Here is a 13,757-nt window from a genome sequence, read left to right on the forward strand (position 1 = left end):
GCGTCCCGTCCCCACGAGGTGACCCGATGAGCGAGAGCCGGTCGGTGCCGCTGTACTGCCCGTACTGCGGTGAGGAGGACCTGCGGCCGAGCGAGGCCGGGCACGGCGCGTGGGAGTGCCACGCCTGCGTCCGGGTCTTCACGGTGCGGTTCACCGGTCTGCTCTCCCGGGCGGCCGGCGGGCCGGCGGGAGAGGTGGCGGCCGGGCCGGGTACCGGACCGTTGCCCGGGGCGGTGGCGCGATGAGCGGCCTGGTGTCGGCCGCCGGGCTCGGGCTGGTCGGCCCCGGTCGGCCCGCCCCGGCGGAGCCGGGCCGGCGCAGCCCGGACGAGCTGCGGGAGCTGGCCACCCGGGCCGGACGGGAGCTGGAGGGCGCGCCGGCCCTGGAGATCGCCCGTTGGGCGGCGGAGACCTTCGGCGACCGGTTGTGCGTCACCAGTTCGATGGCGGACGCCGTCCTGGCCCACCTGGTGTCCCGGGTCGCGCCCGGGGTCGACGTGGTCTTCCTCGACACCGGGCTGCACTTCCCGGAGACGCTGCGGATCCGCGACGAGGTGGCCCGGACGTTGCCGGTGAACGTCCGCTCGATCCGTCCCCGGCTGACCGTGGGGCAGCAGGACGGCGAGTACGGTCCCCGGCTGTTCAACAAGTCGCCGGACGAATGCTGCCGGCTGCGCAAGGTGGAGCCGCTGGAACGGGCACTGGCCGGCTACGACGCCTGGGCGGCCGGGCTGCGCCGGGACGAGTCGCCCACCCGGGCGAACACCCCGGTGGTCGGCTACGACGAGCGGCGCGGCCGGGTGAAGGTCAACCCCATCGCGACCTGGACCCAGGCGGACGTGGACGGCTACGTCGTCCGGCACCGGGTGCCGGTGAACGACCTGTTCCGGCAGGGCTACGGATCGATCGGGTGCTGGCCGTGCACCCGGCGGACGAAGGCGGGCGAGGATCCGCGCGCCGGCCGCTGGGCGATGTTCGAGAAGACCGAGTGCGGACTGCACGCCTGATCCCGGGGGCGGCGGGGCGGGCCGGCGGCACACCGGCTGCCTTCCCGGGCTGGTCGGCACGGGTGCCCGCCGCCGGCACGGCGGCGGTGACCCGGTCCGAGCCGGTCGTGCTGGTCGCCCACGGCAGTCGGGACCCCCGCGCCGCCGCCGCGATCCGGACGCTGGCCCACGCGGTCGCCGTCGCCCGTCCCGGCGCGGTGGTCCTGCCGAGCTGGCTGGACCACACCGCACCCACGCCGGTGGAGGTACTCCGGGGGCTGGCCGTCGCCGGGCACGCACGGGCGGTGCTGGTGCCGTTGCTGTTGACCGCCGCCTACCACCGGCGGGTGGACGTTCCGGCGGCGGTGGCGGAGGCCGGTGCCGCCGGGCCGCCGATGGCGGTCCGGGTGACCGACGTCCTCGGCCCGACCGATGGGGTGGTGGACGCCACACTTCTCGGCGGGCTGCGGCACCGGCTCGCCGAGGCGGGAGCGGGGCGGTTCGACGCACTGGTGCTGGCGGCGGCGGGCACCCGGGACGCGCGGGCACGCGCCTCGGTGGGACGGGTCGCCGCCGCACTCGGTGCGAGCTACGGGGTGCCCTGCCGGGTGGCGTACGCCTCGGCCGCCGCGCCGACCGTCGACGCGGCGGTGGCCCGGTTCCGGGCGGCGGGGGCCGGGCGGGTGGCGGTGTCGGCGTACTTCCTGGCGCCGGGACTGTTCCACGACGCGGTGACGGCGGCGGCGCGGGCAGCCGGCGCGGTGGCGGTCGCCGCCCCGCTGACCGGCACCACGGACCTGGTCCGCCTGCTGCTGACCCGCATCACCGCGTCCGCGCGGCCCGTCGACCCCATCGGTTGACCGGCTCAGCCGGCGGTCGTCCGGTGATCGACGTCGCCGTCGGTCGCGGGACGACCGGGCGGGAAACGGGGGAATGAAGACGCCCCGCCAGCAGGGCTGGCGGGGCGTCCCGTGGTGTGTGTGGTCAGGCGGAGTGAGCGCGCAGCACCCGGAGACCGCCGCGGCGCTTCACGGCGCGACGCTCCTCCTCGCTCATTCCGCCCCAGACGCCGGCGTCCTGACCGGACTCCAGTGCCCACTTCAGGCACTCGTCGGTCACGGAGCACCGCCGGCAGACGGCCTTGGCCTGCTCGACCTGCAGCAGGGCCGGCCCGGACGTCCCGATCGGGAAGAACAGCTCCGGGTCCTCGTCGCGGCAGGCAGCATGGTGGCGCCAGTCCATGGCGGCAACACTCCTCATTCTGGGTGGTTGGCAGTTTCTTGCTGTTTCCGTTTTCCTATTTGCATCCGCACTGCCGATGGTGACGGTTCGCGTTCATCTAATCAGCAATGCGTGAGCAGGCCGTTAGCCCTGGGACACTGTGGAGCGACTCGACAAGCCGAGCAATCCGTGCAATGTCCCGGTAACTCAAGTCCGCTTGTGAATGCTTTCACGAACTACCGGAATGTCAAGGGTGACGCTCCGAAAAACTTCTCGGCGGTGAGCAAGCTCACGACCTTTTGTCCGGTTTCCCGGACCGGCCCCACCGCACCGCCCCGTAGCCGAGGATCAATATAGTACAGTCCGCGCGACATTGCAGGCATATCCGGCAGCTCGCCCTCCCGGCGCGTCGCCGTCGCGCCAACCAAGAGCCGTACCCCAGACTCAGCAGATTACTCTCAGTGCGTCGGGTACGGATGTGAATCTAACTTTCTCCCGCTCTCCAAGGTAGTCCCCATCGAGCTGGAACGCCTGCGGACGGGCCGCGACCAAGGTGAACTCGGCCACGTCGTGCAGGCGGAGCACCTGTCGCCCCCGGGGGTCCGGGTGCCGGGAGAACATCTGAGTCACCGTGCGTGACGTACTCGCCACCCTTAGCTGACGAAGCGCCATCACGTCAAGACCGAGGTCGAATGAGGCGTCCGGGTTCGGGTTGATCTCCCGCTCGCCGAGATACGTCCAAGGGGCCGTGTTCTGGATGATGGCGGTGGCCAACTCGCCTTCCGACTCCGCTCCCGGACGCTCCAACCGGATCATCGGATGGCGCCGGTCGGAGCCGAGGAAGTACTGATTCACCGCAGCGCGAAGATATAGCGACGGAGTGGAAACACGGCCCCGCTTCCGTGCCATTTCCACGCGATGCACGACCGCCGCGTCGAGCCCGAAGCCGGCGCAGAAGGTGAAGTAGCGATCACCGGCCAGGCCGAGTCCGATCGTCCGGGAACGGCCCAATCGGAGCCCTTCCAAGATCATGCTGGTGCCGTCGGGCCATTCCCGGGGCAGCCCCAGCGCCCGCGCGAAGACGTTGGTCGACCCACCCGGCACCGTGGCGAGCGCGGGCAGGCGGTCGGCGGACGTGCCCCCGGTGACGGTCGGCGGGTCCGCCGTCATCAGGCCGTTGACCACCTCGTTCACCGTGCCGTCGCCACCGAGCGTGACGACCAGGTCGACGCCCTCCTCGGCCGCCTCCCGGGCCAGGTCCGTGGCGTGCCCCCGGCGACGGGTGTACCGCACCGAGAGGTCCACCTCACTGCGCAGCGCCCGAACCAGCACGTCCCGGCTGCGTTCGCTGGTGGTGGTGGCCTTCGGGTTGACTACCAGGACGGCCCGCATGGCCGGACTGTACCGCGATCCCGCGCGGGTATCGTGTCGCCGTGACGATCGACTCCGACCCGGTGCCCACCACGCTGAGTTGGGCGGTCCGCCTGTTACGGGGCGAGGCGGTCGCCCTCGGACTGGTCGCCGTCTGGCTGGTCTACGAGAACCTGACCGCCGAGGCGGCCGACCTCACCCTGGCCGTGCTCGTCACCGTCTTCGCGGCCGGCGGCGCGCTCGCGCTCTGGGCTCTCGGCACCGCGCTGACCCGACGTCGGGTGGGCGCCCGCGCCCCCGCGATCGTGCTCCAGCTCATGCTCCTGCCGATCGGCTGGTACATGATCCAGGGCGGGCTGGGCTGGCTCGGGGTGCCGTTGATGGCGCTCGGCGTGGGGGTGTGCGCGCTCCTGCTCGCCCCGGCCACCACCCGGGCGTTCGGCCTGCTGGACTGAGGACGTCGGCCGACCGGGCGTGGCCCGGCGGTCGACGGTGGTCCGGGTGGCGTCAGTGGGTGGCGCGGCGGGTGAGCAGCGAGATGGTGGCCCGCCCGTCGTGGGCGGTCGCGGCGGCCGACGTGGTCAGCGCGGTGAGCACCTTCCAGGCGAAGGAGGACTCGGCCGGCAGCTTCGCGCCCCGGACGGTCGGCACGGTCACCTCGACCGTCAGCGCGTCCTCGGTGACCGCGAAGGAACACTCCAGCTCGGCGTCGCGGGTGGCGATCGCGAGCAGCATGGCGCAGGCCTCGTCGACCGCGATCCGCAGGTCCTCGATCTCGTCGAGGGCGAACTGGAGACGCGCGGCGAGGCCGGCGGTCGCGGTGCGCAGCACGCTGAGGTAGCCGCCGTCCGCAGGTACGGTGAGGTGTACGACGTCCTCGTCGGCCGCCGTCCGCCCGGTCAGTTGAGTCACGCTCATCCCCCCGGTCGCGGACTCTACCCGGTCGGGGTCGGTGCCGCTTCGTCAGCGGTGGTCCGGGCCGCGAGTCGCCGCACCACGGCGACGACGGCCGGTACGCCCCGCGGGGCGTACCGGCCGGATCATCGGTGCGGCTGCACCGAGGGTCACGCCTGCTTGGTCTCCCAGAAGATCTTGGAGATCTCGTCGATCTTCTGGAGCAGTTCGTCGGCCTTGGCCGGGTCCACGGTGCCCTTCGCGCCGCTGGCACCGGCCAGCTTGGTGGCCTCGTTGAACAGTGCGTGCAGGTTGGGGTACTTCTCGAAGTGCGCCGGCTTGAAGTAGTCCGTCCACAGCACCCACAGGTGGTGCTTGACCAGGTCGGAGCGCTGCTCCTTGATGATCAGGGCGCGGGTGCGGAACTCGGGGTCGGTGTTCGCCTGGTACTTCTCGCAGATCGCCTTGACCGACTCGGCCTCGATCCGGGCCTGTGCCGGGTCGTAGACGCCGCACGGCAGGTCGCAGTGGGCGCTGGCGGTCACGCGCGGGGTGAAGATGCGGGGAAGACGCATCGGGATCCTCCATAAGACGTTTGCGATGATCCGAGATGACATTACTCCTGGAGTTGCTCCCCGACGGTGCGGAGGTGAAACCCGGTGACCGCAGGTGGCGGTGTCACACCCCGGCCGCGCGGGCCGCTCACCGCCGTACTGGTGACCGGACCCTCGATGGCCCCGACGTTGCGCCACGGCGACGCGCTGCTGGTCCGGCGCGGCGGTCGCGCCGTCCGTCCGGGCGACATCGTGGTCGCGGTCTTCCGCGCCCGGCCGGACCTGCTGGTGGTCAAGCGCGCGGTCCGTCCGGCCGACGGAGGCTGGTGGGTACGCGGCGACAACGAGTTCGTCACCGACGACTCCCGCGTGCACGGCGTGGCCGACGTGTGGGGACGGGTGGTGGCGCGCTACTGGCCGCGACCTCGGTGCTTCAGTGACCGACGGTTATGACCCTACTCACGTTCGAGGTTCATGCCGGACACTATGCTCGGGCAGTGCCCGGGTGACCCCCGCACCGCGCGCCGCCCGCTGCCGCTGACCACGTGGCCCGGCTGGCCGGTCCATCTGCTCGACAGATCCTGGAGTCACCATGTCATCGTCTCTTGTGGACCCCGCTGATCCCGTCTTCCGGCTGCACGCCGGCGGCAAGATGGCCGTCACCTCGACGGTGCCCTTGACCAGCCGGGAGGATCTCTCGCTCGCCTACACACCGGGCGTCGCCCGGGTCTGCGAGGCCATCGCCGCCGATCCCACCCTGGTGAACGACTACACCTGGGTGTCGCACACCGTCGCGGTGGTGACCGACGGATCGGCCGTACTCGGCCTGGGCAACATCGGTCCCCGCGCCGCGATGCCGGTGATGGAGGGCAAGGCGGTGCTGTTCAAGCAGTTCGGTGGCGTGGACGCCGTGCCGATCTGCCTGGACACCCAGGACGTGGACGAGATCATCACGGCGGTGACCGCCCTGGCCCCCTCGTTCGGCGGGATCAACCTGGAGGACATCAGCGCGCCACGCTGCTTCGAGATCGAGCGCCGCCTCGACGAGGCCCTCGACATCCCGGTCTTCCACGACGACCAGCACGGCACGGCCATCGTCGTGCTGGCCGCCCTGCGCAACGCGGCCCGCCTGCTCAACCGCAAACTCGGTGACCTGCGGGTCACGGTCAGCGGTGCCGGCGCGGCCGGGATCGCGGTGACCAGGATGCTGATCGCCGGGGGCGTCAACCCGGACGACGTGGTGATGTGCGACTCGCGGGGCATCATCGGCCGGGACCGTGGTGACCTCACCGCGACCAAGGCCGAACTGGCCGCCGTCACCAACGCCGCCGGGCGGCGGGGCGACATCACCGAGGCGCTGCGCGACGCCGACGTCCTGATCGGCGTCTCCGGTGGCCAGATCCCGGAGGCGGCGGTCGCCGGAATGGCCGCGGGCGGCATCGTCTTCGCCCTGGCCAACCCCACCCCGGAGGTGCACCCCGAGGTGGCCGCACGGCACGTCGAGGTGGTCGCCACCGGCCGCAGCGACTACCCCAACCAGATCAACAACGTGCTCGCCTTCCCCGGCGTGTTCCGGGGCGCGCTGGATGCCCGAGCCACCCGGATCACCGAGAACATGAAGGTGGCGGCGGCCGACGCGATCGCCGAAGTGGTCAGCGAGACGCTGACCGCGGACGCGATCGTGCCCTCTCCGCTCGACCCCCGGGTCGCCCCGGCCGTCGCGGCGGCGGTCGCCGAGGCGGCCCGGGTGGACGGCGTCGCCCGCGCCTGACCGGTGGCAGGGGTTCCCTGTCACCGTTCGTTGACGGGTCCCCGGCCGCCACCCTGGCGGGCGCGGGCCCTCCGCGTCCGGGTGTCGGGCCGGCGGGCCCTCCGCGTCCGGGTGTCGGGCCGGCGGGCCCTCCGCGTCGTGGGCCATTCCCCACCGTCCGGTGGGGAATGGCCGGACGATCCGAGCGAAACGGACGGGACCGGGTACGCGGCGGAGCAGTTCGGTGGCCCAGCGTCACGGGCCGGGGGCTGCGCGTCCCCGCCATCCTTGTTACCGTGCCGATCATGCGTGCTGCCTTCGCCTCCCGATTCGACGACGCCGACCCGCTCGCCGCGCTCACCGTGGGGGAGCAGCCCGACCCGCCCCACTGGTCCGACGACTGGGTGACCGTCCGGGTCCTGGCCAGCTCGCTCAACCACCACGACCTCTGGTCGCTGCGCGGCGTCGGCCTGGGCGAGGACCGGCTGCCGATGACCCTGGGCTGCGACGCGGTGGGCGTCGACCCGGACGGCAACGAGGTCGTCGTCTACCCGGTGATCGCCGACCCGGGCGACCCGCGCGGCATCTCCCTCCTCTCCGAGCACGCCCAGGGCACTCTCGCCGAGCGGGTGGCCGCGCCCCGGTCGAACCTGCTGCCGCTGCCCGCCGGGCTCTCCGCGACGGACGCCGCCTGCCTGCCGACCGCCTGGCTGACCGCCTGGCGGATGCTCAGGACCGTGGGCCGGGTCGACGAGGGTGACGCGGTGCTCGTACAGGGTGCCGGTGGCGGGGTCGCCACGGCCGCCGTGGCACTCGCCCTGGCGATGGGGAAGCGGGTCTACGCGACCAGCCGGGACGCGGCCAAGCGGGAGCGGATCGCCGCGCTCGGCGCCACCGCCGTGCAGCCGGGGGCCCGGCTGCCGGAGCGGGTCGACGTGGTCATCGAGACGGTCGGCGCGGCCACCTTCGACCACTCGCTGAAGTCGGCCGCGCCGATGGCCCGGATCGTCGTCTCCGGGGCGACCGCCGGGCACGAGCCGAAGGTCAACCTGCGTCGGATCTTCGCCATGCAGTTGCAGATCCTGGGCACCTCGATGGGCTCGTCGGACGAGTTGGCGCAACTCCTCGCCTTCTGCGCCGAGCACGGGGTGCGGCCGGTCGTCGACAGCGTGCACCCGTTCAGCCAGGTGACCGACGCCTTCGCCCGGCTGCACTCCGGTGACGTCTTCGGCAAGGTCGTCGTCGACCACACCCGCTGACGTCGGCGGCGCCCCGCTCCGGCCACGGTCGTGGGGCGCCCGCCGGTCCCAGTGCTCCGCCGGCCGTCCGCCGGCTCAGAGGCGGTCGTCGAGGGTGGCGAGACCACCCCGGGCCGCGTCCACCGGCAGCCGGCCCCTGGCCGCCTCGTCGCCGTAGAGGCTCCAGTGCAGGAAGCCGACGGTGGTGTCCGCGACGACCCGCAGGGATGCCGTGTCGGAGAGCAGGGCCCGCCCGTGGTCGCCCCGGGGCAGGCTCAGCATCGCCTTCGGCCAGGGCACCCGGTCGTAGGCGGCCCGGCCGGCGGCGTAGTCGACCACCTCGTCGAGGTGACCGTGCACGAAGAGCTGCGGGGCGGCGCTGCCGGCGAACGCACTGCCCACGCCGAGGGTGGTGCCGGCGAGGACCACGCCGGCGGCGAGTCGTTCGTCCCGGCCCGCGGTGAACAGGCCGATGGTGGTCACCCCGCCCGCGGAGTGCCCGGCGGCGGCCACCCGGTCGGTCGCCAACCGTCCGCGCAGCGGGTCACCGGCCCGCTCGTCCAGGCGCAGCACCTCGGTGAGCACGTACGACACGTCGGCCGGCTGGTTCAGCACGTCGAGCGGGTTGACCTGGGCGGATCCCCGGCCGGTGTGGGGGAAGGTCGGCGCGGCCACCACGAAACCCGCCGCCGCCCACCGGGTGAGCAGGGCGGCGTAGTCGGCGGGCCGGGCGCTCAGGCCGTGGCTGAACACGACCACCGGGAAACGGCCCTCGGCGACCGCAGCCGACCGCCCGGCCGCGCCGCCGGCCTCGCCCCGGGCCGGGTACCAGAGGGTCACCGGCAGGGGCCGGTCGCCGTCCCGGTTCAGCGGGAGCTGGCGTACGCCGACCGCGAACGGCTGCTCCGGTGCCCGCCGGCCGGGCGCCCCCGGACCGGGCGCCCCCGGACCGGGCGCCCCCGGACCGGGCGCCCCCGGACCGGGCGCCCCCGGACCGGGCGCCCCCGGACCGGGCGTGGCGGTCGCCGACGGCTCGGCCGGCGGGGACCAGGTGGCCGGGGCGGTGTCCGTCGAGCACGCGGCGAGCCCCACCGTGAGCAGCGTGGTGGCGACGAGCGCAGGGGTACGGCGGCGGGACATGCCCTCGATTGTGCCTGGCGTTCCGACCGGGCGACCTGCTCAGCGGGACGCCGAGGCGACCGGGCTGCCTGCTCGGTGGTGCACCCCGGGGCAACCCGGCCGGCGGCTCAGCGGGGGACGCCGAGGTGGTCCTCGAAGGTGGTGACCCCGGGCAGCCGCGCGCCGGCGGCGATCCGCCGTCCGGCCGCCGGGTCGTCGTAGAGCCGCCAGCGCAGCAGGTCGGTGGTGGCGGCGAGGACCTGCGCGAACCCGGGGCGCCCGGGGGTGAGGTACTCACCGTGCCCCTGGCCGGGCAGGGTCAGGAACGCCCGGGGCCAGTCGGAGCGGTCGTACCCGGCCCGGCCGACGTGCCAGGGCACGATCTGGTCGGCTCCGCCGTGCACGAAGAGCAGGGCGGCCGGTGGCCCGGCGAAGCTGCCCGCCATGCCGCCTCCGGCGATGATGACGCCCGCCCGCAGCCGGGCCGGATGGCCGGAGGCGAACATGCCGGCGGTGGTGAAACCCCCGGCCGAGTGCCCGGCGGCGGCGACCCGGCCGGTGTCCAGGTGCCCGGCGAGCGGGTCGCCGCGGTCGCCGTCCAACCGGATCAGGTGACGGATCACCCGCCAGGCGTCCGCCGGCTGGTTGCGGACGTCCGCCCGGTCGAACCGCGGCGAGCGCAGGCTGGTGTTCGGGTAGGTCGGGGCGGCCACCACGAAACCCGCCGCCGCCCACCGGGTGGTCAGCGCGGTGTGCAGCGCGGGCACGCTGCGCAGCCCGTGGCTGTACAGCACCACGGGGAACCGGCCCGGCGCGACCGCCCGGTCCGCCGCCGGGTACCAGACGGTCACCGACAGCGGGCGGGCCGACCGGGGTTCGACGGTGAGCGTCCGCACGCCGACCTCGTACGCCTGCCGGGGAACCGGACGGGGCGACGGGGTCACGCCGGGAGCGGCGGCGGCCGTGCCACACCCGGCCAGCAGCACCGTCAGCAGCACGGCGAGCAGGCGCGGCAGCTTCATGCACCGACGGTAGGGGGAGGCGGGACGGTCCGCTCCCGCCTTCCGGACCGGGTCCGCCCACCACCCGGTCGGTCCCGTCGACCCGGTCGGCGTCCGGACGGTTCGCCGTGCCGGGGTTGCGTGACTTCGCTACCCTCGTCGGCATGGCTGACGCCTCCGTCGACCCGGGTGGGAACATCGAGCCGTATCGCGCCTTCGTGCCCGCCCCCGAGCTGGCCAACCCGATCGGCCCGCCGGTGTCGGAGTCGTCGAAGCCCTCGCTGATCGGTGCGGTGGTGGTGGCCGCGCTGCTGCTCGCCCTGGCCTTCTGGATCGCCCTGAGCTGACCCGCGCGGCCCGCTCAGCCTTCCTGCCCGGCCTGCCCGGCCTTCCTGCCCGGCCTACTCAGCCGGCATCGAGCACGGCGCGGGCCGCTCGGGCGATCTCCCGTTCCTCGTCGGTGCCGACCACGCAGACGGCGACCTCGGAACCGTCCGGTGAGACGATCCGGTCCCCGTCGCCGGTGGTGTTGCGCGCCGGGTCGACGCTGATTCCCAGCCGCTCCAGCCCGGCCAGCGCGGCGGCGCGGACCGGCGCGGCGTGCTCGCCCACCCCGGCCGTGAAGGTGACCGCGTCGACCCGGCCGAGCAGGGCGTAGTACGCCCCCACGTAGCCGGTGATCCGTCGGCAGTAGACGTCGAAGGCGAGTACCGCCGCCGGTTCGCCGTCGGCGCGGCGGGCCAGCACCTCCCGCATGTCGTTGGCCCCGGCCAGCCCGAGCAGGCCGCTGCGGTGGTTGAGCAGGTCGTCCAGCTCGTCCACCCCCAGACCGCCCGCGCGGTGCAGGTGGAAGAGGATCGCCGGATCGAGGTCCCCGCTGCGGGTGCCCATCACCAGGCCCTCCAGCGGTGACATCCCCATCGAGGTGGCGACGCTGCGTCCGCCGGCCACCGCGCAGGCGCTCGCCCCGTTCCCCAGGTGCAGGGTGATGGTGTTGGTCCGTTCGTACGCCCGGCCGAGCAGCTCGGCGGTGCGCCGGGAGACGTACGCGTGCGAGGTCCCGTGGAAGCCGTACCGGCGGACGCCGTACCGCGCGGCGATCTCCCGGTCGACGGCGTAGGTCGCGGCGGCCTCGGGCAGGGTGTGGTGGAACGCGGTGTCGAAGACCGCGACCTGCGGGGTGTCCGGCAGCAGGTCGCGGGTGACCTCGATGCCGGCCAGGTTCGCCGGGTTGTGCAGCGGGGCGAGCGGGAACAGGTCGCGGATCGCGGCGAGCACCCCGTCGTCGATCCGGACCGGCTCGGTGAAGCGCAGACCCCCGTGCACCACCCGGTGCCCGACCGCGACCAGGCCGGTCAGGTCCAGCCCGGCGAGGATCTCCCGGACCGCGCCGGAGTGGTCCGCCGGGCCGCCGCCGGGCTCGCCGATCCGTTCGACGGTGCCCTGGTCCTGTACGGCGTCCCCGTCGTAGAGGCGGTACTTCACCGACGACGACCCGCTGTTGAGCACGAGCACCCGACTCACGACGACTCCCCGCTGCCGGCGGCCTGGATGGCGGTGATCGCCACCGTGTTGACGATGTCGGCGACGGTGGCCCCCCGGGACAGGTCGTTGACCGGCCGACGGAGGCCCTGCATCACCGGGCCGACCGCGACCGCGCCGGCCGACCGCTGGACCGCCTTGTACGTGTTGTTGCCGGTGTTCAGGTCCGGGAAGACGAAGACCGTGGCCCGCCCGGCCACCGCGCTCTCCGGCAGCTTGGTGGCCGCCACCCGGGGGTCGATCGCCGCGTCGTACTGGATCGGCCCTTCGACCAGCAGGTCCGGCCGGCGCTCCCGGACCAGTTTCGTGGCCGCGGCGACCTTCTCCACGTCCGCGCCCGCACCCGAGCTGCCGGTGGAGTAGGAGAGCATGGCGACCCGCGGATCGATGCCGAACCGGGCGGCGGTGTCGGCGGAGGAGATCGCGATGTCGGCGAGCTGGGCGGCGTCCGGGTCGGGGTTGACCGCGCAGTCGCCGTAGACCAGCACCCGGTCGGCCAGGAGCATGAAGAAGACGCTGGAGGCCACCGAGAGCCCCGGCACGGTACGGATGATCTCGAAGGCGGGCCGGATGGTGGCCGCGGTGGTGTGCGTCGCCCCGGAGACCATGCCGTCGGCGTGCCCGGTCTGCACCATCATCGTGCCGAAGTAGTTCGGCTGCGCCACGATGTCGTGCGCCAGCTCGACCGTCATGCCCCGGTGGGCGCGCAGTTGCGCGTAACGCTCGGCGAACTCGTCGCGCCACCCGCTGGTGACCGGGTCGACCACCTCGGCGTCGCCGATGTCGACGCCCAGTTCCCGGGTGCGCCGGGCGACGTCGTCGGGACGGCCCAGCAGGGTCAGCCCGGCCACGCCCCGGCGGAGCAGGATCTCGGCGGCCCGTAGGATCCGTTCCTCCGACCCCTCGGGCAGCACCAGCCGCCGCTGTCGCGCGCGGGCCCGGTCGATCAGGTCGTACTCGAACATCAGCGGGGTGACCCGCGCGGACCGGGTGACCGCCAGTCGGCGGGCCAGGTCGACGGTGTCCACGTGCGACTCGAACGCGCCGAGCGCGGCCTCCACCTTGCGCGGGTGCGCCGGGCTGGGCCGTCCCTCGATCCGGTTGGACGCGGAGATCGTGTCGTAGCTGTCGGTCGGCACCGACAGCACCGCCAGGCCGGTGTTCATCCGCTCGACCAGCCGCATCGCCCGGGGGTCCGGCCGCTCGCCGAGGGTGAGCACCAGCCCGGCCACCGAGACCTGCCCGGCCACGTGGGCGGCGCTCGCCGCCACCAGCAGGTCGTCCCGGTCCCCCGGTGTGATCACCAGGCAGCCGTCGGTCAGGTGCTCCAACAGGGTCGGCACGTGCGCCGCGCCGACCACGTAGTCGAGCACGTCCCGGCCGAGCGCGGTGTCGTCCCCGGCGAGCAGGGTGGCGCCGAGCGCCGCCGCAACCTCGGCCACGGTCGGCGCCGACACGGTCGGCACCTCCGGGATCGCGTACGCCGGGACGGGCAGTTCGGGCAGCGTCATCGGCCCGGACACCCGGTTGGCGATGACCGCCAGCACGGTCGCGCCCAGGTCGGCCAGGTCGTGATACGCCCCCCGGGCCGCCGCCGCGACCGCCTCCGGCTGCTGACCGAAGCCGTCCACCACCGGTACCACCACACTGCCGAACTCGGTGGCCAGCCGGGCGTTGAAGGCCAGCGCGCGCGGGTTGCCCGGGTCGCCGCTGCCGTCGAGGTCGCTGCCGACCACCACCATCGCCGGGCAGCGCCGCTCCACCGCGCGGTACCGCTCGACGATCCGGCTGATCAGCTCCTCCCGCCGGCCGTCGCCGACCAGCCGGGCCGCCTCCGCGTGCGTGGTGCCGGACAGGTCGGCGACCGGTGGCGCGATCCGGTAGCGGTCGCCGAGCAGGGCGAGGATCGGGTCCGGTGCGGTGCCGGCTACCAGCGGCCGGAAGGCGCCGATCCGCTCGACCTGCCGGGAGAGGAGTTCGGCGAGCCCGAGCGCGATGGTCGACTTGCCGCCACCCGAGCTCACGCTGGTGAGGTAGACACTGCGCGCCACGCCCTCACGCTACAAGATCGCACCGGGGGCC

General features: G+C 73.8%; 16 protein-coding genes. 8 read left to right on the forward strand and 8 right to left on the reverse strand.

All coding sequences use genetic code 11. The features are described from left to right. Positions 1-26: 26 nt before the first annotated feature. From AB0F58_RS15590 to AB0F58_RS15600, 3 genes are all read left to right on the forward strand, one after another. Positions 27-245, forward strand: coding sequence for a hypothetical protein (locus AB0F58_RS15590; RefSeq protein WP_357143295.1), 219 nt, complete (start codon positions 27-29; stop codon positions 243-245). Further along, entirely contained in the window at positions 242-1,006 is a 765-nt protein-coding gene (locus AB0F58_RS15595; RefSeq protein ID WP_357142781.1) for a phosphoadenylyl-sulfate reductase, read from the forward strand. Before AB0F58_RS15590 ends, AB0F58_RS15595 begins: the two co-directional genes overlap by 4 nt. Before the next feature lie 62 nt (positions 1,007-1,068). After that, entirely contained in the window at positions 1,069-1,845 is a 777-nt protein-coding gene (locus tag AB0F58_RS15600; RefSeq protein WP_357143240.1) for a CbiX/SirB N-terminal domain-containing protein, read from the forward strand. Positions 1,846-1,969: 124 nt separating this feature from the next. Here the strand turns inward: AB0F58_RS15600 and AB0F58_RS15605 are convergent, their stop codons facing one another. Both AB0F58_RS15605 and AB0F58_RS15610 read right to left on the reverse strand, forming a co-directional pair. Then, positions 1,970-2,227 carry a WhiB family transcriptional regulator gene (locus tag AB0F58_RS15605; protein WP_088982262.1) on the reverse strand — a complete coding sequence of 86 codons (258 nt, stop codon included), beginning with the start codon at positions 2,225-2,227 and terminating at the stop codon, positions 1,970-1,972. Positions 2,228-2,650: 423 nt separating this feature from the next. Next, a complete protein-coding gene (locus AB0F58_RS15610) occupies positions 2,651-3,598 on the reverse strand; it encodes a diacylglycerol kinase family protein (protein ID WP_357142782.1) in 948 nt (315 codons plus the stop codon). 41 nt (positions 3,599-3,639) lie between these two features. Between AB0F58_RS15610 and AB0F58_RS15615 the strand changes: the two genes are divergently transcribed. After that, positions 3,640-4,032 (forward strand): hypothetical protein, encoded by a 393-nt coding sequence (locus AB0F58_RS15615; RefSeq protein ID WP_357142783.1) that lies wholly within the window; start codon positions 3,640-3,642, stop codon positions 4,030-4,032. 52 nt (positions 4,033-4,084) lie between these two features. Here AB0F58_RS15615 and AB0F58_RS15620 read toward each other — a convergent pair whose 3' ends face one another. Both AB0F58_RS15620 and sodN read right to left on the reverse strand, forming a co-directional pair. Beyond that, positions 4,085-4,489, reverse strand: a complete 405-nt coding sequence (locus AB0F58_RS15620; protein ID WP_357143242.1) for an ATP-binding protein — start codon at positions 4,487-4,489, stop codon at positions 4,085-4,087. Between the two features lie 152 nt (positions 4,490-4,641). Continuing rightward, on the reverse strand, positions 4,642-5,046 hold the full coding sequence (gene sodN, locus AB0F58_RS15625; RefSeq protein WP_357142784.1) for a superoxide dismutase, Ni: 405 nt from the start codon (positions 5,044-5,046) through the stop codon (positions 4,642-4,644). Between the two features lie 84 nt (positions 5,047-5,130). Here sodN and AB0F58_RS15630 point away from each other — a divergent pair, with 84 nt between their 5' ends. The 3 genes from AB0F58_RS15630 (at position 5,131) to AB0F58_RS15640 (ending at position 8,034) form a co-directional block, all read left to right on the forward strand. Continuing rightward, complete coding sequence (locus AB0F58_RS15630) at positions 5,131-5,478, forward strand: S24/S26 family peptidase (RefSeq protein ID WP_357142785.1); 348 nt, start codon at positions 5,131-5,133, stop codon at positions 5,476-5,478. A gap of 139 nt (positions 5,479-5,617) precedes the next feature. Beyond that, positions 5,618-6,796 carry an NADP-dependent malic enzyme gene (locus AB0F58_RS15635; RefSeq protein WP_357142786.1) on the forward strand — a complete coding sequence of 393 codons (1,179 nt, stop codon included), beginning with the start codon at positions 5,618-5,620 and terminating at the stop codon, positions 6,794-6,796. A 275-nt stretch (positions 6,797-7,071) separates the two neighbouring features. After that, positions 7,072-8,034, forward strand: coding sequence for a zinc-binding dehydrogenase (locus AB0F58_RS15640; RefSeq protein WP_357142787.1), 963 nt, complete (start codon positions 7,072-7,074; stop codon positions 8,032-8,034). 75 nt (positions 8,035-8,109) lie between these two features. On the opposite strand, the gene AB0F58_RS15645 is transcribed toward AB0F58_RS15640, so the two are convergent. After that, positions 8,110-9,153: a chlorophyllase gene (locus AB0F58_RS15645; RefSeq protein WP_357142788.1), complete on the reverse strand. Its 1,044-nt coding sequence runs from the start codon at positions 9,151-9,153 to the stop codon at positions 8,110-8,112. Positions 9,154-9,260: 107 nt separating this feature from the next. Then, complete coding sequence (locus AB0F58_RS15650) at positions 9,261-10,154, reverse strand: alpha/beta hydrolase (protein WP_357142789.1); 894 nt, start codon at positions 10,152-10,154, stop codon at positions 9,261-9,263. A gap of 143 nt (positions 10,155-10,297) precedes the next feature. Between AB0F58_RS15650 and AB0F58_RS15655 the strand changes: the two genes are divergently transcribed. After that, positions 10,298-10,480, forward strand: coding sequence for a hypothetical protein (locus AB0F58_RS15655; protein WP_357142791.1), 183 nt, complete (start codon positions 10,298-10,300; stop codon positions 10,478-10,480). Between the two features lie 58 nt (positions 10,481-10,538). Here the strand turns inward: AB0F58_RS15655 and AB0F58_RS15660 are convergent, their stop codons facing one another. Continuing rightward, positions 10,539-11,657 (reverse strand): acetate kinase, encoded by a 1,119-nt coding sequence (locus AB0F58_RS15660; protein WP_357142793.1) that lies wholly within the window; start codon positions 11,655-11,657, stop codon positions 10,539-10,541. Next, the gene (gene pta / locus AB0F58_RS15665) at positions 11,654-13,726 is read right to left on the reverse strand and encodes a phosphate acetyltransferase (RefSeq protein WP_357142795.1); all 2,073 of its coding nucleotides are present in this window, start codon (positions 13,724-13,726) and stop codon (positions 11,654-11,656) included. Before pta ends, AB0F58_RS15660 begins: the two co-directional genes overlap by 4 nt. Between the last annotated feature and the right edge of the window lie 31 nt (positions 13,727-13,757).

The organism is Micromonospora sp. NPDC023956, from assembly GCF_040639195.1.
Lineage (GTDB): Bacteria > Actinomycetota > Actinomycetes > Mycobacteriales > Micromonosporaceae > Micromonospora.

What these genes read in the sequence shown, in the direction of transcription:
- AB0F58_RS15590 (WP_357143295.1), top strand. Translation starts at nt 27, where the DNA reads ATGAGCGAGAGCCGGTCGGTGCCGCTGTACTGCCCGTACTGCGGTGAG.
- AB0F58_RS15595 (WP_357142781.1), top strand. Translation starts at nt 242, where the DNA reads ATGAGCGGCCTGGTGTCGGCCGCCGGGCTCGGGCTGGTCGGCCCCGGT.
- AB0F58_RS15605 (WP_088982262.1), bottom strand. Translation starts at nt 2,227, where the DNA reads ATGGACTGGCGCCACCATGCTGCCTGCCGCGACGAGGACCCGGAGCTG.
- AB0F58_RS15610 (WP_357142782.1), bottom strand. Translation starts at nt 3,598, where the DNA reads ATGCGGGCCGTCCTGGTAGTCAACCCGAAGGCCACCACCACCAGCGAA.
- sodN (WP_357142784.1), bottom strand. Translation starts at nt 5,046, where the DNA reads ATGCGTCTTCCCCGCATCTTCACCCCGCGCGTGACCGCCAGCGCCCAC.
- AB0F58_RS15635 (WP_357142786.1), top strand. Translation starts at nt 5,618, where the DNA reads ATGTCATCGTCTCTTGTGGACCCCGCTGATCCCGTCTTCCGGCTGCAC.
- AB0F58_RS15645 (WP_357142788.1), bottom strand. Translation starts at nt 9,153, where the DNA reads ATGTCCCGCCGCCGTACCCCTGCGCTCGTCGCCACCACGCTGCTCACG.
- AB0F58_RS15650 (WP_357142789.1), bottom strand. Translation starts at nt 10,154, where the DNA reads ATGAAGCTGCCGCGCCTGCTCGCCGTGCTGCTGACGGTGCTGCTGGCC.
- AB0F58_RS15655 (WP_357142791.1), top strand. Translation starts at nt 10,298, where the DNA reads ATGGCTGACGCCTCCGTCGACCCGGGTGGGAACATCGAGCCGTATCGC.